Source organism: Pantoea sp. X-Soil-YNGN-785 (assembly GCF_059730585.1).
The window spans coordinates 2800115-2819001 of record NZ_AP035942.1 but is presented as its reverse complement, the minus strand read 5'-3'; the positions used below and the strand labels follow the sequence as shown (position 1 = coordinate 2819001).

The 18887-nt window shown below is 56.8% G+C and carries 20 protein-coding genes; 17 read left to right on the top strand and 3 right to left on the bottom strand.

The genetic code is table 11. The annotated features are described in order from the left end of the window. Window positions 1-75: 75 nt before the first annotated feature. A complete protein-coding gene (locus AC6I8E_RS12985) occupies window positions 76-519 on the top strand; it encodes a rhodanese-like domain-containing protein (protein ID WP_497824077.1) in 444 nt (147 codons plus the stop codon). Between the two features lies 1 nt (window position 520). On the opposite strand, the gene flk is transcribed toward AC6I8E_RS12985, so the two are convergent. Then, entirely contained in the window at window positions 521-1567 is a 1047-nt protein-coding gene (flk, locus tag AC6I8E_RS12980; protein WP_497824076.1) for a flagella biosynthesis regulator Flk, read from the bottom strand. 213 nt (window positions 1568-1780) lie between these two features. Next, a complete protein-coding gene (locus AC6I8E_RS12975; protein ID WP_013358599.1) occupies window positions 1781-2680 on the bottom strand; it encodes a DMT family transporter in 900 nt (299 codons plus the stop codon). A gap of 108 nt (window positions 2681-2788) precedes the next feature. On the opposite strand from AC6I8E_RS12975, the gene AC6I8E_RS12970 reads away from it, so the two are divergent. The 15 genes from AC6I8E_RS12970 to hisP all read left to right on the top strand — a co-directional run bounded on the left by AC6I8E_RS12970 (window position 2789) and on the right by hisP (window position 17021). Continuing rightward, entirely contained in the window at window positions 2789-3568 is a 780-nt protein-coding gene (locus tag AC6I8E_RS12970; RefSeq protein ID WP_013358598.1) for an AraC family transcriptional regulator, read from the top strand. Window positions 3569-3623: 55 nt separating this feature from the next. Continuing rightward, complete coding sequence (pdxB, locus tag AC6I8E_RS12965; protein WP_497824075.1) at window positions 3624-4757, top strand: 4-phosphoerythronate dehydrogenase PdxB; 1134 nt, start codon at window positions 3624-3626, stop codon at window positions 4755-4757. A 174-nt stretch (window positions 4758-4931) separates the two neighbouring features. After that, on the top strand, window positions 4932-5939 hold the full coding sequence (locus AC6I8E_RS12960) for an aspartate-semialdehyde dehydrogenase (protein ID WP_497824074.1): 1008 nt from the start codon (window positions 4932-4934) through the stop codon (window positions 5937-5939). 2 nt (window positions 5940-5941) lie between these two features. Further along, window positions 5942-6745 carry a tRNA pseudouridine(38-40) synthase TruA gene (truA, locus tag AC6I8E_RS12955; protein ID WP_013358594.1) on the top strand — a complete coding sequence of 268 codons (804 nt, stop codon included), beginning with the start codon at window positions 5942-5944 and terminating at the stop codon, window positions 6743-6745. A gap of 29 nt (window positions 6746-6774) precedes the next feature. Beyond that, on the top strand, window positions 6775-7437 hold the full coding sequence (locus tag AC6I8E_RS12950; RefSeq protein ID WP_033783739.1) for a DedA family protein: 663 nt from the start codon (window positions 6775-6777) through the stop codon (window positions 7435-7437). A gap of 144 nt (window positions 7438-7581) precedes the next feature. Beyond that, window positions 7582-8496: an acetyl-CoA carboxylase, carboxyltransferase subunit beta gene (gene accD / locus AC6I8E_RS12945; protein ID WP_013358592.1), complete on the top strand. Its 915-nt coding sequence runs from the start codon at window positions 7582-7584 to the stop codon at window positions 8494-8496. A 94-nt stretch (window positions 8497-8590) separates the two neighbouring features. Further along, complete coding sequence (folC, locus tag AC6I8E_RS12940; RefSeq protein ID WP_497824073.1) at window positions 8591-9859, top strand: bifunctional tetrahydrofolate synthase/dihydrofolate synthase; 1269 nt, start codon at window positions 8591-8593, stop codon at window positions 9857-9859. Continuing rightward, window positions 9849-10631, top strand: a complete 783-nt coding sequence (dedD, locus tag AC6I8E_RS12935) for a cell division protein DedD (protein ID WP_147789461.1) — start codon at window positions 9849-9851, stop codon at window positions 10629-10631. Before folC ends, dedD begins: the two co-directional genes overlap by 11 nt. Before the next feature lie 264 nt (window positions 10632-10895). Further along, window positions 10896-11381 (top strand): colicin V production protein, encoded by a 486-nt coding sequence (cvpA, locus tag AC6I8E_RS12930; RefSeq protein WP_003854265.1) that lies wholly within the window; start codon window positions 10896-10898, stop codon window positions 11379-11381. A 37-nt stretch (window positions 11382-11418) separates the two neighbouring features. Further along, entirely contained in the window at window positions 11419-12936 is a 1518-nt protein-coding gene (gene purF, locus AC6I8E_RS12925; protein WP_013358590.1) for an amidophosphoribosyltransferase, read from the top strand. A 113-nt stretch (window positions 12937-13049) separates the two neighbouring features. Beyond that, on the top strand, window positions 13050-13619 hold the full coding sequence (locus AC6I8E_RS12920; RefSeq protein WP_013358589.1) for a UbiX family flavin prenyltransferase: 570 nt from the start codon (window positions 13050-13052) through the stop codon (window positions 13617-13619). A 259-nt stretch (window positions 13620-13878) separates the two neighbouring features. Further along, window positions 13879-14661 (top strand): lysine/arginine/ornithine ABC transporter substrate-binding protein ArgT, encoded by a 783-nt coding sequence (gene argT / locus AC6I8E_RS12915; RefSeq protein ID WP_095706851.1) that lies wholly within the window; start codon window positions 13879-13881, stop codon window positions 14659-14661. Window positions 14662-14840: 179 nt separating this feature from the next. Continuing rightward, window positions 14841-15530, top strand: coding sequence for a histidine ABC transporter permease HisQ (locus AC6I8E_RS12910; protein ID WP_497824072.1), 690 nt, complete (start codon window positions 14841-14843; stop codon window positions 15528-15530). Then, window positions 15523-16239, top strand: coding sequence for an ABC transporter permease (locus AC6I8E_RS12905; RefSeq protein ID WP_013358586.1), 717 nt, complete (start codon window positions 15523-15525; stop codon window positions 16237-16239). The genes AC6I8E_RS12910 and AC6I8E_RS12905 overlap by 8 nt, the downstream gene beginning before the upstream one ends. An 8-nt stretch (window positions 16240-16247) precedes the next feature. Next, window positions 16248-17021, top strand: a complete 774-nt coding sequence (hisP, locus tag AC6I8E_RS12900) for a histidine ABC transporter ATP-binding protein HisP (protein WP_013358585.1) — start codon at window positions 16248-16250, stop codon at window positions 17019-17021. Between the two features lie 35 nt (window positions 17022-17056). Here hisP and AC6I8E_RS12895 read toward each other — a convergent pair whose 3' ends face one another. After that, window positions 17057-17956, bottom strand: coding sequence for a TIGR01777 family oxidoreductase (locus AC6I8E_RS12895; RefSeq protein ID WP_497824071.1), 900 nt, complete (start codon window positions 17954-17956; stop codon window positions 17057-17059). A gap of 182 nt (window positions 17957-18138) precedes the next feature. Between AC6I8E_RS12895 and yfcF the strand changes: the two genes are divergently transcribed. Continuing rightward, window positions 18139-18780, top strand: a complete 642-nt coding sequence (yfcF, locus tag AC6I8E_RS12890) for a glutathione transferase (RefSeq protein ID WP_497824070.1) — start codon at window positions 18139-18141, stop codon at window positions 18778-18780. Window positions 18781-18887: the final 107 nt, after the last annotated feature.

Genomic DNA, 18887 nt, shown 5'->3' with positions numbered 1-18887 from the left:
CCTGCTGGATAATGGGTATCAGTAAGCAGTCCACTTTGCCGTAAACTGCGACTTCACCACAACAGGAGAATCGCTATGTCATCGGTTTTACAGATTCCGGCCGCCACGCCGCAGCAAAGCCTCGACTATCTGCAGGCAAAACTCGCTTATTACACCGACGCCTGGGATCTGGCGGAAGATCTGGCCCGTCAGGCACCAGAAATTGTGGTGATCGATGCGCGTGCCCCGGAGGCTTATCGCGCCGGTCATATCTGCGGCGCGATAAACTTTCCGCATCGCGGGATGGACACCACCACGACGGCGCGGCTTGACCGCAGCAAAGTGTTTGTCACCTATTGTGACGGCATTGGCTGTAACGGGTCGACGAAAGCGGCCTGGAAACTGGCATCGCTGGGATTTCAGGTGAAGGAGTTAATTGGCGGGCTGGATTTCTGGAAACGTGACGGTCATCCGCTGACCTGGGGTGATGCAGCGGGCGAATGGCCTGCCGCCGCGCCCATAGCATCCTGCGGCTGCTGACTCAGAGTACCAGCCAGAGTAAAAGGGTGATGACAACCAGTGCGACAAAGAATCCCAGCAGGGGACGCTGCGCCAGCGGCTGTATCGCGGGCGGCAGCGATGCAACAAACGGCGACCAGATTGGCTGAGGTTTAATCTCGCTGGGTGCCAGCGGCTGCTCGAGAAGTTTTTCTGCCCGGTCAGCGCGACGGCTGAACAGGAAGTTCAGCAGATCCTGCGTCTGTGCCGTAGTCAGAACCATTTGCGACGTCACCTGAAAACGCTGCTGGCTGTAATCCTCCAGCTGCTGCCGTTCCTGCTGATCGAGCGGCTGCTTCAGGGACGCTTCCAGCAGTTGCAGCGTCGGTGCACTGTGCTGACTCAGCGTCTGACGTACCTGCAGGTATTGTGTCAGCAGCGGGAAGTGGCGTGAGGGAATCGGGTCGCCGCTGGTCAGATTCACCAGTTTCAGCGCCGCCGACCACAGCTTACCGGTGGATTCGCCGGTGGCGGCGGCCAGACGCACCACCTGCTGATTCAGGGTATGGTGCTCGGCAGGCAGCAGCGTGCGATCGCTGACGCGGATCTGCTGCGGCTGGGGAATTGTCATCTGGCCGTTCTGCAGCATCGTCAGCACCTGGCGCAGCTGATCCTGGCTCAGCGCGCTCAGAACGGTCTGACCAAACTGCTGACGGATAAAATCGCTGACGGCCTGGCGGTTATTACCTTTCGGCAGCAGCTCGGTGAGCTGAGTCATCAGCTGGCGGGTGCCATGCCCGTTCTGCGCCTGCGTCAGGCGACTATTCAGATACTGTTCTGCCGCCGGAAAATGACGCGACTGTAACTCGGCTTCACTCTTTACACCCACTTCATGACGGACGCCCGCCCAGAGTTCAGGCGCTTTAAGATTGCTGAGCGATAAGATACGCACGATCAGGCGCTCTAGCGTCGTGCGCTGGGCAGGGGAGAGAGGTTGTTCGCCCGCCACAGAACCGTGACGGGGCACGCCGGTTTGCGGATTGACTGATGAACGATCGACCGGCGCACCGGGGCCGCTGAGAGGTTGCATGGCGGATTCCTTGGGAAAACAGAACAGCGTGGGGTGCGCCGGAAAACGAATAGGCCATGATAGCAAAACCCCCCGGGAAATCCCACGGGGGACTCGCGTTTCGGCGCGAGATTTACGCTTCAGTTGTGAACCTCAGCCGCCTTTATTTACTACTACCTTCAGCTGCATCTTTACTCACCGCAGCCATCTTCCGTCATCCGCAGAGGGTGCGATTCAGGATGGTGGCTGAGTTACCGGTTTATGCCGGGTTAAAGGTGTACGCAGCCGCTGCGCCAGTATCACACCGCCTAGCGTCAGACCCCCGCCAATCCAGTGGTAACTGTGCAGTTGTTCATGCAGAAACAGCACGGCGATCAACGCGGTGAACAGCGGCGTCAGATTCATAAAAATGCTGGTAGTGCTGGCCCCCAGGCGCTGCACGCCGTGGATCCATAAAAAGGGCGCGATGATGGAGGCGAACAGTCCGGCAAATGCCACCAGTGGCAGGTTATGCCAGTTTAGCGACACGTCTGGTGCCAGTAAAAAGCCGGGCAGCAACAGCAGTACGCCAAATACGATCTGCACATAGAGACTCTGCCAGATTGGCAGTGGCAGCGCCCAGCGTTTCGTCAGGACGCCATACAGCGCATAGGAGGTGGAAGCGGCCAGCATCATCAGTTCACCTTTTCCCATGCCGTGATTCAGCAGTTGCATCACGTCACCCTCACTGACCAGCCACACCAGCCCGCAAAAAGAGATGACACTGCCGAGCAGGATACCGAGCGTTGGCGCAATTCGCAGGATAACCACGCTCAGCAGTACGGTGAGCAGCGGGATCAGCGCGCCGATAATGCCCATAAAGAGCGCGCTGACGCTGTGCGCCGCGTAATAGGCGAGGCTCTGATAGAGCACCATGCCGAGCAGCCCAAGGATCGCCAGCCGCCAGAGGTGCGGTCTGATGATCTTACGCATGCGCCACACCCCAGGCAGCACAAAGGGGGTCAGCACCAGCAGCGCCAGCAGCCAGCGATAGAAGGAGATCGCTGCCGGATCGATCGCACTGGCCGACAGTTTGCTGACAATTGAGTTGATCGACCAGATCATCACCGCAAAGAGTGGGTACAGGAAAAACATGCTGACTCTCCATACATCATCACACACCATTAATGAGGCGCAGTGTACGCTTGTCCGGATTTATCCAGATAGTTAATATCGGACAAAATGAGCAAATGAGCGGACAGAATGAGCCTGAAAGTGACCTACCAGCCGCCAGTGAATGCACCGCAGCTACGCTACTTTATGCGCTATGAACAGGCCAATGCCCGCACCGAATATCTGCCACATTCACATGCCTGGGGCCAGCTGATCATGGTGAAAAGTCACGTGCTGGAGATGCAGGTCGAGGGCGAGCGCTTGCTGACGCCCGCCGACATTCCGGTCTGGATCCCGCCAGGTCAGTTGCACAGTAGCTATAACCATCGTCAGGCGCAGTTCCGCACCTTTAATCTGGCGGCCTCGCTCTGCGCCGATTTACCCCGGCGCGCCTGTCTGATGCTGGTGGATCCCATTGCACACGCCATCATGGACGATTTCGCTGAGCAGCAAATCGAGCAACCCGCAACGGATGCGCAGTGGCGGCTGTGCGAGGTGTTGCGCGATCGCCTGCAGGTGGCGCAGGTGCAGGAGAGCTATCTGCCCACCTCGCAGGATAAATTTCTCGCACCGGTGTTACATGCACTGGAAGCGCATCCTGGCGATAACACCACGCTGGCGGGCTGGGCGGCGCGGGTCTTTACCACCGAACGGACGCTGGCGCGGCGCTGCCAGCAGCATCTGCATATGACATTTGGTGAGTGGCGGCAGCGCCTGCGGTTTCTGCGCGCCATCGTGCTGCTGGAGCAGGGAGAAAGCGTGCAGAGTATCGCCCATGAGCTGGGATACAGTTCCGCCTCGGCGCTGATTGTGATGTTCCAGCAACAGGCAGGCACCACGCCCGATCGCTACCGTGCGCGGTTAGGCTAACGCGTCGCTTTGTGCCAGAATAATTGCCTCACATGTAACAGACAGGAAAGCCGTGGTGAAAATTCTGGTCGATGAAAATATGCCTTATGCCCGTGAGTTATTCAGCCGCACCGGCGACGTGATCGCGGTGCCAGGGCGTCCGCTGCCGGTGGCTGAACTGGCCGATGCCGATGGCCTGATGGTGCGCTCTGTCACCCAGGTGAATGAATCGCTGCTGGCTGGAAAGCCGGTGAAATTTGTCGGCACCGCGACGGCGGGCACCGATCATATCGACGAGAACTGGCTGCAGCAGGCGGGCATTGCGTTCTCTGCCGCTCCCGGCTGTAACGCCATCGCGGTGGTGGAATATGTTTTCTCTGCGCTGCTGCTGCTGGCGGAGCGCGATGGTTTTGAGCTGCGTGACCGCACAGTCGGCATTGTCGGCGTCGGTAACGTTGGCGGGCGGCTGCAGAAGCGGCTGGAAGCCTGGGGCATCAAAACCCTGCTGTGCGATCCGCCACGCGCCGATCGCGGTGATGAAGGCGATTTCCTGTCACTGGAGGCGGTGACAGAGCAGGCAGATATTCTGACCTTCCACACGCCGCTGTTTAAAGACGGCCCCTACAAAAGCTGGCATCTGGCGGATGCCGCGCTGCTGATGGCGCTGAAGCCCAACACCATCCTGATCAACGCCTGTCGCGGCCCGGTCGTGGACAACGGCGCGCTGCTGGAGGTGCTGAAAATGCGCCACGACCTCAGCGTGGTGCTGGACGTCTGGGAGCCGGAGCCGGATCTCTCGCTGGCGCTGCTGGATAAGGTCGACATCGCCACGCCGCACATTGCGGGCTACACGCTGGAAGGCAAAGCACGCGGCACCACCCAGGTCTTTGAAGCCTGGTGTGACTTTATCGGTCAGCCGCAGGAGGTGCCGCTCAGCACCTTACTGCCGGAGCCGGAATTCAGTGAAATTACCCTGAATGGCCCGCTGGATCAGCCAACACTGAAACGCCTGGCGCATCTGGTGTATGATGTGCGCCGCGATGATGCCCCGCTACGTAAAGTGGCGGCGAAACCCGGCGAGTTTGATCGCCTGCGCAAGCAGTATCTGGAGCGCCGCGAATGGTCTTCGCTGCAGGTCAACTGTGATGACGCCTCAACGGCTGAGATGCTGAACCAGCTGGGCTTTAACGCAATCTACTCTCCGAAGTAACGGGCGCTGCAGGCATGGCACCGTTTTCTGCACTGAATCAGTCGGTGACCAGAAAACGCGCCTAATCCATGCCTGCCAGTGTGGCGGCAGGTTTCGGGGGGGGATAAATCTGAATCCCTGGGCGGTGAATATCACCGCCTTCTGTTTTTATGTCATTGTCTGGAGTAAACCAACATGTCTGACGGCTGGAATATTGCGCTACTTGGCGCGACAGGCGCAGTAGGGAACGCTGTACTGGAACTGCTGGCGGAACGCCAGTTCCCGGTTGGTGAATTGTATTTGCTGGCCAGCGAAAACAGCGCGGGCGAAATCAAGCGTTACGAGGGCCGCTCGGTGCGGGTCGATAATGCAGAGACCTTCGACTGGTCACAGGCGCAGCTGGCCTTTTTCGTGGCAGGCCGTGACGCCTCGGCACGTTTTGCCGATGAAGCGGCCAATGTGGGTTGTCTGGTGATCGACAGCAGTGAGCTGTTTGCGCTGGAACCTGATGTGCCGCTGGTGGTGCCGGATGTGAACCCGCAGGTGCTGGCCGATTATCGTAATCGCAACATCATCAGCGTGGCGGACAACCTGGTGAGCCAGCTGCTGACCGCAATTAAACCGCTGGTAGATGCTGCCGGGCTGAGCCGTTTACAGGTGACGAATCTGATCTCGGTTTCCAGCTACGGCAAAGTGGCGGTCGATGCGCTGGCGGGGGAAAGTGCCCGCCTGCTGAATGGTATTCCGGCTGATGAACATCACTTTGGTCGTCAGCTCGCGTTTAACCTGATGCCACAACAGGCCGACGCAGAAGGCAGCGTGGAAAGTGAACGCCGACTGATTGATCAGGTGCGCAAAGTCCTGCAGGACGAAGGCTTACCGATTGCGGTCAGCAGCGTTCAGGCCCCGGTGTTCTACGGTAATGCGCAGATTGTGCATATCGAAAATCTGCGCCCGCTCTCTGCGGAAGAAGCACGTGCCGAGCTGGCGCTGGCGTCAGATATTCGTCTGAGCGAAGAAGATGACGTGCCGACGCCGGTGACGGATGCTTCTGGCAACGGCGAACTGAGCATCGGCGCAGTGCGCAACGACTACGGTATTCCGGAGCTGCTGCAGTTCTGGTCAGTGGCGGACAACATTCGTTTTGGCGGCGCGCTAATGGCGGTGAAAACCGCTGAGAAACTGGTTCAGGAGTATCTGTAAGCATGTCCGATGGTCAGACGCAAAAACTGGCGCTCGGCATTGAGTATGACGGCAGTCGTTACTACGGCTGGCAGCGCCAGAATGAAGTCCGCAGCGTGCAGGAGAAGGTAGAGCGCGCGCTGTCGAAAGTCGCCGATCATCCGGTCAGCATTTTTTGCGCTGGCCGCACCGATGCGGGCGTGCACGGCACAGGGCAGGTGGTCCATTTCGAAACCACCTCGCAGCGGCCTGATGGTGCCTGGACACTGGGCGTCAACGCCAATCTGCCGGCAGATATTGCCGTGCGCTGGGTGAAAGCGGTGCCGGATGAGTTCCATGCCCGCTTCAGCGCCACGGCCCGACGCTATCGCTACCTGATCTACAATCAGCGTCTGCGTCCGGCGGTGCTGGCGCAGGGCGTGACGCACTTCTACCATCCACTGGATGCAGAGAAGATGCAGCGCGCCGGGCAATGTCTGTTAGGCGAGAATGATTTCACCTCATTCCGCGCGGTGCAGTGCCAGTCACGCACACCCTGGCGCAACGTGATTCACCTCAACGTGACGCGTCAGGGTCCCTACGTGATTGTGGATATTAAAGCCAACGCGTTTGTGCATCACATGGTGCGCAATATCGTGGGCAGCCTGATGGAGATAGGCTGCGGCAATAAGCCGGAGTCATGGATGGCAACGCTGCTGGCGGCGAAGGATCGGACATTAGCCGCAGCCACAGCCCGGGCAGAGGGGTTGTATCTGGTGGCGGTGGATTACCCATCTCACTTTGCGTTACCACAGCCGTTGATGGGACCGTTGTTCCTCGCGGATTAATTCACTTTCAGGACTTAAAAGGGCGCGCTATGGAGTTTCTCCATTTTCTGGTCGATTTTATTCTGCACATCGATGTGCATCTGGCCGAGCTGGTTGCACAGTACGGTATCTGGATTTACGCTATTTTGTTCCTGATTCTGTTCTGCGAAACCGGGCTGGTTGTGACGCCATTCCTGCCAGGCGATTCGCTGCTGTTTGTGGCGGGTGCACTGGCTGCACTGCCGGGTAACGATCTCAATGTGCATGTGATGGTGGCACTGTTAGTAGTGGCCGCGGTACTGGGCGATGCAGTGAACTACACCATTGGCCGCCTGTTTGGCGAGCGGTTGTTCAGTAACCCGAACTCGAAGATTTTCCGTCGCAGCCATCTGGATAAAACCCATGCGTTTTATGCCCGTCACGGCGGAAAAACCATTATCCTGGCGCGCTTTGTGCCGATTGTCCGCACGTTTGCGCCGTTTGTTGCCGGTATGGGCCACATGTCCTATCGCCACTTCGCGCTGTTCAACGTGACCGGTGCGCTGTTATGGGTACTGCTGTTCTCCTATGCCGGCTACCTGTTTGGCGATCTGCCAGTGGTGCAGGAAAACCTGAAGCTGCTGATTGTGGGCATTATCCTGGTCTCGATTCTGCCGGGTGTAATTGAAGTCTGGCGTCATCGCCGTCAGGCGAAGCAGCAGAAGCTGCCGTAAGGCTTCGCTCAGGGGTAAGACCAGATTTTTATCCACAGTCTGAACAGGTTGTGGTTTAATGAGCGACATTTACCGTCTGCTGAAGCGGTTTTCAGCAGTATCAAGACGACTGGACCAGGTCAGTTTTAAACAGAAAGGTCATCAATGAGCTGGATTGAACGCATTCTTAATAAAAGCACCACGACGCCAACGCGCAAAGCCAGCATCCCGGAAGGGGTCTGGACCAAGTGCGACAGCTGTGGCCAGGTTCTCTACCGCGCCGAGCTGGAGCGTAATCTTGAGGTTTGCCCGAAGTGTGACCACCACATGCGCATGCACGCGCGTGAGCGCCTCGGCAGTTTCCTCGATCAGGGAACGATGGTTGAGCTTGGCAGTGAACTTGAACCCAAAGATCTGCTGAAGTTTCGCGACTCCAAGAAGTACAAAGATCGTCTGGTCGCCGCACAGAAAGATACCGGCGAGAAAGATGCGCTGATCGTGATGAAAGGTCAGCTGCACAGTATGCCGGTGGTTGCGGCAGCTTTTGAATTTGCCTTTATGGGCGGTTCAATGGGCTCTGTCGTCGGTGCACGTTTTGTACGTGCAGTTGAGCAGGCGCTGGAAGATAACTGTCCGCTGATCTGCTTCTCCGCCAGCGGCGGTGCCCGTATGCAGGAAGCGCTGCAGTCGCTGATGCAGATGGCGAAAACCAGTGCGGCTCTGGCCAAAATGCGCGAGCGCGGTCTGCCCTACATTTCCGTGCTGACTGACCCGACCATGGGCGGTGTTTCGGCCAGTTTCGCCATGCTGGGTGACCTCAACATCGCGGAGCCTAAAGCGCTCATCGGCTTTGCCGGCCCACGCGTTATCGAGCAGACCGTGCGTGAAAAACTGCCGCCGGGCTTCCAGCGCAGTGAGTTCCTGATTGAGAAGGGCGCGATTGATATGATCATCCGCCGTCCGGAAATGCGCTACAAACTGGCAAGCCTGCTGGCTAAAATGATGAACCTGCCGGCACCGCTGCATGACGGTGAACCGTCCGCTCCCGCGACGACTGAATCGGAAAGCAACGAGGCCTGACAGGAGATAGAGAGGCGCGCCTGTCGCGCCTCTTACCAATGCACCGTATACCGCAGCACCAGTCTGCCAGGTATAAATAAGCAAAACGGGACATATGGACAATCTTCACCTTCCTCAAGCCACGTCGCCTTTGGCCACGTGGCTTTATTATCTTGAGCACCTGCATACTCAGGCCATCGAACTGGGTCTGGACCGTATTCGTCAGGTAGCACTTCGTCTCGACCTGCTGAAACCCGCTCCGTTTGTCTTTACCGTGGCCGGAACTAATGGCAAAGGCACCACCTGTCGCACCCTGGAAACGCTGCTGATCGCTGCGGGTTACCGCGTTGGCGTCTACAGCTCGCCGCATCTGGTGCGTTATACCGAACGCGTCCGGGTCCAGGGCAAGGAGCTGAGTGAAGCGCAGCACTGCGCCAGCTTTGCGGAGATTGAAGCCGGACGGGCTGATATTTCGCTGACCTACTTCGAATTCGGCACGCTCTCCGCGCTGAATCTGTTCCGCCAGGCGCAACTGGATGTCGTGATCCTCGAAGTCGGCCTCGGCGGACGACTGGATGCCACCAACATTGTGGATGCCGATGTCGCCGTGGTCACCAGCATTGCGCTGGATCACACCGACTGGCTGGGCCCGGATCGCGAAAGCATCGGGCGCGAGAAAGCGGGTGTCTTCCGGGCAGGGAAACCGGCAGTCGTCGGTGAACCCGATATGCCACACAGCATCGCTGTGGTCGCGCAGGAAAAAGGCGCTCAGCTGTTACAGCGCAACCGCGACTGGTCCTGGCATGCCCAGGCCGAAAGCTGGTCGCTGCGTGATGCGCAGGGCGAGCTGAACGATCTGCCACTGCCTCAGGTGCCGCTGCCTAACGCGGCGACCGCGCTGGTGGCGCTGCGGGTCTCAGGGCTTGAGGTCAGTGAGATGCAGATTCGCGCCAGCCTGCCGCTGGCGATGCTGCCAGGGCGATTCCAGACGATAAGTGAATCACCGCGCGTGATTCTGGATGTCGCTCATAACCCGCACGCGGCAGGCTATCTGGCGTCGCGTCTGGCGGCGCTGCCGAAACGCGGCAAAGTGCATGCCGTGGTGGGCATGTTGCATGATAAAGATATCGCCGGAACGCTCGCGGCATTGGCTCCAATGGTTGATGCCTGGTATTGTGCACCGCTTGACGGTCCGCGCGGTGCCAGTGCAGAGCAGCTGCTGGATGCGCTGCCGCAGGGCGAGGCCTTTGATTCGGTTGAACTCGCCTGGCAGCAGGCGCGCGAGCGGGCTGCGCCGCAGGACACTGTGCTGGTCTGTGGTTCATTCCACACGGTGGCACAGGTCATGGAATCGATTGAAACGGAGAAAGGACGTGGCAAGTAAGTTTCAGAACCGTTTAGTCGGCACCGTTATTCTGGTCGCCGTTGGCGTGATTGTGCTGCCAGGGCTGCTGGATGGTCAGAAAAAGCATTACAAAGAGGAGTTCGCCGCCATTCCGCTGGTGCCGAAACCTGACGATCAGCAGGACAGCGAAATGGTGCCGCCGGTAACCCAGTCGCTGCCCGCTCAGCCGCCGGAAGGCGCAGGCAGTGCCGTCAATAGCAGCAATGGCAATGGTAAAACCAACGCCACGGCGGAGCAGGGACGGACGCAGCCGGATGAAGAGAGCGATCCGGTCGTGGTCTCGCCGCCGCCGGTTCATCAGTCTGTGCCTGCGCAGACGGTGACGAAGCCGAAAGCGGCAGAGCAGCAGAAACCGAAGGCCACCGAGCAGCCTAAGCAGAAGCCGGTTGAACAGCAGAAGCCAAAAGTCGTGGAGCAGCCTAAACCGAAGCCGGTTGAGCAACCTAAAGCGGTTGAGCAGCCGAAGCAGGAAGAAGCGCCAAAAGCGGCAGAGACCACGGCTCCGGCGGGGCAGGCTTATGTGGTGCAGTTAGGTGCGCTGAAGAACGCCAGCAAAGTAAATGAGATTGTCGCGCAGTTGCGGCTGTCGGGCTATCGCGCCTTTACCGTGCCGTCAACGCCGGTTCAGGGGCAGATTACCCGTATCTACGTTGGCCCTGATGCTTCGAAAGCTAAAATGCAAGGCGCGGTGGGTGAACTGAAAAGCATCTCAGGACTGGGCGGTGTCGTTAAGCCGTACAGCGCCCGTTAGCGCGATGATTGGCGCTGCCGATAGCAGTAACAGGCAGCGTCTTTTGCCGGGCAGGCAGTACGCTTAACGCGCACTGCCGCATAAAATAGTGACGATTTTCAACGGCCTGTCCGGCTGAGAATCACCCGGGCGATTGCGGTTTTTTTCATCGCCTTTTTTATGGATGCAGAAAAAGAAAACCGCTACGCAAACGTTTTCTTTTTCTGTTAGAATGCGCCCCGAACTGGATGCAGGGGTGCAATTGCACTGGCGCTGGAAGAGTTCATGATCTGGATTGATTACGTCATTATTGCGGTAGTTGGTTTTTCGGCTCTGGTCAGCCTGGTTCGTGGGTTTGTCCGGGAAGCCTTATCTCTCGTTACCTGGGGATGCGCGTTTTTTGTCGCCAGTCATTACTACGCCTACCTTGCAGTCTGGTTTACAGGTTTTGACGACGAACTGGTTCGTAACGGTATTGCCATCGGTGTGCTGTTTGTGGCGACCCTGATTGTGGGCGCCATTGTGAACTACGTTATCGGCACGCTGGTGGAAAAAACCGGCCTGTCGGGAACCGACCGGGTGTTGGGCGTCTGTTTCGGGGCGTTGCGTGGTGTGCTGATCGTAGCCGCTTTGCTGTTCTTCCTTGATACATTCACTGGCTTTTCCAAAAGTCCGGACTGGCAACAGTCTCAACTCATTCCCGAGTTCAGTTATATCATCAGGTGGTTCTTTGATTACCTGAAAAGCACGTCGAGTTTTTTACCCCGGTGATGTGACCGGGTGTGCGGCTAAATGAGGAAATGACAACATGTGCGGTATTGTCGGTATCACCGGTTTCATGCCGGTCAACCAGTCGATCTATGACGCGTTAACGGTGCTCCAGCACCGCGGGCAGGATGCCGCAGGCATTTGTACTATCGATGCGCTGAAATGTTTTCGCCTGCGAAAGGCAAACGGCCTGGTCAGCGACGTTTTCGAAGCACGCCACATGCAGCGACTGCAGGGCAATATGGGGATCGGTCACGCGCGTTATCCCACCGCGGGCAGCTCCAGTGCCTCTGAAGCGCAGCCATTCTATGTAAACTCCCCGTATGGCATCACCCTGGCGCACAACGGTAACCTGACCAACGCCCATGTGCTGCGTAAGCACCTGTTTGAAAAGGGTCGCCGTCACGTTAATACCACTTCAGATTCTGAAATCCTGCTGAATATCTTTGCGCAGGAGTTAGATCGTTTTCAAAACGATCCGCTGGAAGCTGACAACATTTTTGCTGCGGTGGCTGCGGTACATCAGCAGGTTCGCGGTGCCTACGCCGTCGTAGCGATGATTATCGGCCACGGCATGGTGGCCTTCCGCGACCCTAACGGCATCCGTCCGCTGGTGCTGGGCAAGCGCGTTATCGCCGATGGCCGCACCGAATATATGGTCGCCTCTGAGAGTGTCGCGCTGGATACGCTGGGCTTTGAATTCATCCGTGACGTTGCACCGGGTGAAGCAGTTTATGTCACTGAAGCCGGCCAGCTTTCGACCCGCCAGTGTGCTGAAAACCCGAAAAGCAATCCGTGCCTGTTCGAGTATGTCTACTTTGCGCGTCCGGATTCCTTCCTGGACAAAATCTCCGTCTACAGCGCCCGTGTCCGCATGGGCACCAAGCTGGGCGAGAAAATTGCCCGCGAATGGGAAGATCTGGATATTGATGTCGTGATTCCGATTCCGGAAACCTCCACCGATATCGCGCTGGAAATCGCCCGTATTCTCGACAAGCCTTATCGTCAGGGCTTCGTGAAAAACCGCTACGTTGGCCGTACCTTTATCATGCCGGGACAGCAGTTACGTCGCAGCGCGGTACGCCGTAAGCTCAACGCGAACCGCGCTGAATTCCGTGATAAAAACGTGCTGCTGGTGGATGACTCTATCGTGCGCGGTACGACTTCAGAGCAGATTATTGAGATGGCACGTGAAGCGGGTGCAAAACGCGTTTACCTGGCCTCAGCGGCACCGGAAATTCGTTTCCCGAACGTCTACGGCATCGATATGCCGAGCGCCACGGAACTGATTGCGCACGGCCGCGAAGTGGAAGAGATTCGCCAGCTGATTAAAGCCGATGCACTGATTTTCCAGGATCTCGACGATCTGATCGAAGCGGTGCGTGAAGAGAATCCGGACATTGCACAATTTGAGTGCTCGGTGTTCAACGGCATTTACGTGACGAAGGATGTCGACCAGCAGTATCTGGAGTATCTGGAGTCGCTGCGTAATGATGATGCCAAAGCGCTTCAGCGCCAGAATGAAGTCGAAAATCTTGAGCTGCACAACGAAGGCTGATACCCATCCATAGTCGGGCAGCATAGAACAGGGCGGGAGCAATCCCGCCCTGTTTGTTTTCAGAAACCCGCTGGCCGCGTATGATGGCGCATTGGCTGACATAAGGTTGGAATATGAAACGACTCATCATTGGCATCTCTGGCGCAAGCGGGGTGATCTATGGCGTGCGCATGCTGCAGGTGTTGCAGCAGGTGGAAGAGGTAGAAACGCATCTGGTCATGAGCCAGGCGGCACGTCAGACGCTGGGGCTGGAGAGCGATTATTCGCTGCGTGATGTGCAGGCGCTGGCCGATGTGGTGCATGACGTGCGCGATATTGCAGCAAATATCTCGTCGGGATCGTTCAAAACGCTGGGCATGGCGATTTTACCCTGCTCGATGAAAACGCTTTCAGGTATTGTGCACAGCTACAGTGACTCATTGCTGACCCGTGCGGCTGATGTGGTATTAAAAGAGCAGCGTAAGCTGGTGTTGTGCGTACGCGAAACCCCGCTGCACGTCGGCCACCTGCGGATGATGACCACCGCGGCTGAACTGGGTGCCATTATCATGCCGCCCGTGCCGGCGTTTTATCATCGGCCTGAAACCATCGATCAGCTCATCGACCAGACCGTGAATCGGGTAATCGATCAGTTCGATATCGAATTACCGGAAGATCTCTTTATGCGCTGGCAGGGTGCATAAAGTTCCGCTGGCGCACTTATTTAGTGCATAAGCGCGCCTCGGATAACTCTTCGTGCATTTGACGCACCAAAAGTTAACAACGTCGCTTTTTCTCTTTTACTTCACTGCTATATTCCCCTCACAAACACAGCGTTTTCGCCTGTCTGTCATCACGTTAACGGCGTGGATAACTTGCAGAACTGGCATGAAACATGCAAATTACTTTGCGCAAACACATCACGAACCACATAACAAAAAGCACTTCACTTGAGGGTAATCTATGAAAAAGCGTGTTCTGGCTCTTTCCCTGATGCTGGGCTTAACCAGTGCTGCCAGCGTCTTCGCGGCAGTTCCGGGTTCAATCCGTATCGGCACAGATCCAACTTACCCACCGTTTGAGTCGAAAGACGCGCAAGGCAAGTTAGTGGGCTTCGATATCGACCTCGCTAACGAAATCTGTAAACGCATTCATACCCAATGTACCTACGTTGAAAGCGACTTTGATGCGCTTATCCCTTCCCTGAAAGCGAAGAAAATTGATGCCATCATCTCCTCACTTTCCATCACAGCAAAACGTCAGGAAGAGATCGCCTTCTCGGAAAAACTTTACGCCGCTAACGCGCGTTTAGTGGCACCGAAGGGATCGAAAATTCAGCCGACTATTGAGTCACTGAAAGGCAAAAACATCGGCCTGCTGCAGGGCACCACGCAGGAAACCTATGCCAATCAGAACTGGCGGCCAAAAGGGGTTAACGTCACCCCTTATGCTAACCAGGATCTGGTGTATCAGGATCTGAACGCCGGTCGTATTGATGCAGCCTTCCAGGATGAAGTGCAGGCCAGCGAAGGTTTCCTGAAACAGCCAGTCGGTAAAAACTACGCTTTCGCGGGTCCTTCGGTGAAGGATGACAAAATCTTTGGCGTCGGAACCGGGATGGGACTGCGTAAAGATGACAGCGAACTGAAAGCCGCCATCGACAAAGCCTTTGCTGACATGCGTAAAGATGGCACCTACGACAAGATTGCGAAGAAATACTTCGATTTCAATGTGTACGGCGACTAACCATCCTGTCGCTTTACCCTCTGTGTCCGTTTTACCGGGACTGAGCCGGTTCTGCCTGGTGCAGAAACCGGCTCAGTCCCGCTAATGGCGGATGGCATCTGCAACGGAGAGGTAAAGCTAAACTGCCCGTCTCGCTGGCGGGCAGCGTTTCGTTTTCACCCCACGACAGGACCCTCTCAATGCTGTATGGCTATTCTGATGTAATTCTTCGGGGCACGCTGGTGACGCTGGAGCTGGCGCTCACTTCCGTCGTGCTGGCAGTGCTGCTGGGCCTGATTGGCGCAGGCGCGAAACTGTCGCGCAGCCGGCCACTGGCGATGATTTTTGAAGGCTACACCACGCTGATTCGTGGCGTGCCAGATCTCGTACTGATGCTGCTGATCTTCTACGGTCTGCAGATTGTCCTCAACCAGGTTACCGACGCACTGGGCATGGCGCAGTTTGATATCGACCCGATGGTCGCCGGTATCATCACGCTCGGCTTTATTTATGGTGCCTATTTCACCGAAACATTCCGCGGCGCCTTTATGGCGGTGCCAAAAGGGCAGATTGAAGCGGCCACTGCGTTTGGCTTTACTGGCGCGCAGGTGTTCCGCCGCATTCTGTTTCCGGCCATGATGCGCTATGCGCTGCCGGGCATCGGAAATAACTGGCAGGTGATCCTGAAAGCCACCGCGCTGGTTTCGCTGCTGGGACTGGAAGATGTGGTGAAGGCGACGCAGCTGGCGGGGAAAAGTACCTGGCAGCCGTTCTACTTCGCCATCGTCGCCGGTGTGATCTATCTGGTGTTTACCACGCTGTCGAACGGCGTGCTGTGGTGCCTGAACCGTCGCTATACGGTCGGAGTGAAGAGGGCGAGTTATGATTGAGATTATTCAGGAATACTGGAAATCGCTGCTCTGGACGGACGGTTATCGTTTTACCGGTGTGGCGATCACCCTTTGGCTGTTAATTCTCTCAGTCACCATTGGCGGCTGTCTGGCCATTCTGCTGGCGATAGCCCGGGTTTCGCCAAACCGGTTTATCAGCTTTCCGGTCTGGCTCTTTACCTACGTATTTCGCGGCACGCCGCTCTATGTGCAGCTGCTGGTCTTCTACTCCGGCATGTATACGCTGGAAATTGTCAAAGGCACAGAACTGCTGAACGCCTTTTTCCGCAGCGGCCTGAACTGTACGCTGCTCGCCTTTACCCTGAATACCTGCGCTTACACCACGGAAATCTTTGCGGGTGCGATTCGCTCGGTACCCCACGGTGAGATTGAGGCAGCGCGGGCTTACGGCTTCTCCACCTTCAAACTCTATCGCTGCATTATCCTGCCTTCCGCGCTGCGTACGGCTCTGCCCGTCTACAGCAACGAGGTGATTCTGATGCTGCATTCCACGGCATTAGCCTTCACCGCCACGGTGCCGGATCTGCTGAAAGTCGCACGAGATATTAACTCAGCAACTTATCAGCCGTTTACCGCCTTTGGTCTTGCGGCAGTGTTGTACCTGATTATCTCTTACGTGTTGATCAGCCTGTTCCGCCTGGCGGAACGTCGCTGGCTGGCCCACGTGAAACCCTCTTCATCGCATTGAGTAGAACTATGGCTGACAATAAATTAAGCGTCACCGAATTGCATAAACGTTACGGTGAACATGAAGTGCTGAAAGGGGTCTCGTTAACTGCGAAAGCGGGCGATGTGATCAGTATCATTGGATCGTCCGGTTCAGGGAAAAGTACCTTTTTACGCTGCATCAACTTCCTCGAAAAACCGAGTGAAGGCACCATCGTGGTCAATAACCAACACATCACGCTGGTCCGTGACAAAGATGGTCAGCTGAAAGTCGCTGACAAAGAGCAGTTGCGCGCATTGCGCACCAGTCTGACTATGGTGTTCCAGCATTTCAATCTCTGGAGCCACATGACGGTGCTGGAAAACGTCATGGAAGCGCCGATTCAGGTGCTGGGGCTGAGCAAAGCGGAGGCGCGTGAGCGGGCCATCCGCTACCTCGATAAAGTGGGCATTGATGCGCGGGCGCAGGCGAAGTATCCGGTGCACCTCTCCGGGGGTCAGCAGCAGCGTGTGTCGATTGCGCGCGCACTGGCGATGGAGCCGGAGGTGTTGCTGTTTGATGAGCCGACCTCGGCGCTGGATCCGGAACTGGTCGGTGAAGTGCTGCGCATCATGCAAAAGCTGGCGGAAGAAGGCAAAACGATGGTGGTGGTAACGCATGAGATGGAGTTTGCCCGTCACGTCTCAAATCACGTGATTTTCCTTCATCAGGGTAAAATCGAAGAGCAGGGGCCACCTTCGGAGGTGTTCGGCAGCCCGAAAAGCCCGCGTTTACAGCAGTTCCTCAAGGGATCGCTGAAGTAATCCAGCGCCCGCGTCTGACAGGCGCGGGCGTCAGGTTAATGCTTCACCACATCCTGCAACGCCTGTTGCAGATCGTACCAGCGGAAGCTAAAACCTGAGGCTTCCAGCCGCTTTGGCAGCACATGCTGTCCTCCCAGCACCAGCACCGACGATTCGCCCATCATCAGTTTAATGGCGCTGGCTGGCGTGCGCATAAAGGCCGGGCGGTGCATAACCTGGCCCAGCGTGGCGGCAAACTGCTCATTGCGCACGGCGTAAGGCGCGACCATATTGAATGGACCACGCAGATCATCATGATCCAGCAGCCAGATAATGGCGTTAAGCATGTCATCAAGGTGGATCCACGGCATATATTGCTTGCCACTGCCGATAGGTCCGCCGATGCCGAGCTTAAAGGGCAACTTCATTTTGCTGAGTGCGCCACCTTCGGGGGCCAGCACCACGCCGGTCCGCAGCAGGCAGACGCGGGTGCGCTCACTTTCTGCTGCAAGCGCCAGCTGCTCCCAGCGGGCGCAGAGCTGATGCGTAAACTCATCCTGCCCCTGATCCTCTTCAGTCAGCACCAGATCGCCGGTATTGCCATAAAAGCCGGTTGCCGAACCTGAGATCAATACAGAGGGCGGCGTGGCGCTGGTGTTGATTAGTGAAGCGATCTGCTCAGTGATCTGCCAGCGGCTTTCGCACAGCTGCTGTTTATGCGGCTCCGTCCAGCGCTTGTCGGCGATAGGTTCTCCCGCCAGGTTAATCACCGCATCGATGTTATCCAGATTCGACTGTTGTGCCAGGCCTGACCAGAGTGCGACGTTCTCGCCCAGTTTTTCACGCGCGCTGACCACATCACGTGTCACCACGCTAATCTGATGCCCCAGCTGCTGCAGGCGCGGGATCAGGTGACGGCCAATCAGTCCCGTGCCACCGGTAATTAGAATGTGCATGTTGCGGCTCCCTTGATGTTTTTGTTATTTGCACTTTTCAGCATAGAAGAGTCGAGCCATTCCAGAGTGAGTTGCGTCGCGCTTTCTGCTTCCGGTGGCAGAGATCGGAGCAGCTCAGCGTTGCCTTCGCAAAAAAAAATCGGTAAACATGATGCAACCCTGACAGCCAATTGAGGTAACCGATGAATTATCCGTCCATCACCCTGTGGTCAGATTCATCATTTTTCAGTCCTTACGCTATGTCTGCCTATGTTGCTCTTACCGAAAAAGGGATCCCTTTCCAGCTGAAACGTGTCGATTTGTCGCAGAATCAGCAATACGCCGCAGCATACCGCGAGCTGTCGCTGACCTGCCGCGTGCCGACTCTCCAGATTGATGACTTCCTGTTAAGCGAATCCTCGGCGATTACCGAATATCTCGAAGAGCGTTTTCCGGCACCCGAATTTGAGCGCCTCTATCCGCGCGACCGGGAAAAGCGCGCCCATGCCCGTGAGATTCAGGCCTGGCTGCGCAGTGACTTCCTGTGGATCCGTCAGGAGCGTCCCACAGAAGTGCTGTTTGCCGGTGAACGTTTTGCGCCACTGACTGCGTCAGCGCAGCAGGCGGTGGATAAACTGGTTACCGCTGTCGATCGTCTGCTGCCTGAGGGGCAACAGAACCTGTTTGGTGAGTGGTCCATTGCGGATACCGATCTGGCTGTAATGCTTAACCGGCTGGTGTTACATGGCGATCCTTTGCCCGTCCGTCTGCGGCATTATGCTGAGTTTCAGTGGCAGCGAGCCTCGGTACAACTGTGGTTAGCAGAAAGTGGTAAAAATCGGTAACAGCCAGGGCTTGCTCAGGCTGTCGGAAGTGATTACCTTACGCCACATAAAAATAACGACGTGGCAAACTGCGTACATAACTGTACGCCAAACAGGAAAGGGTTACT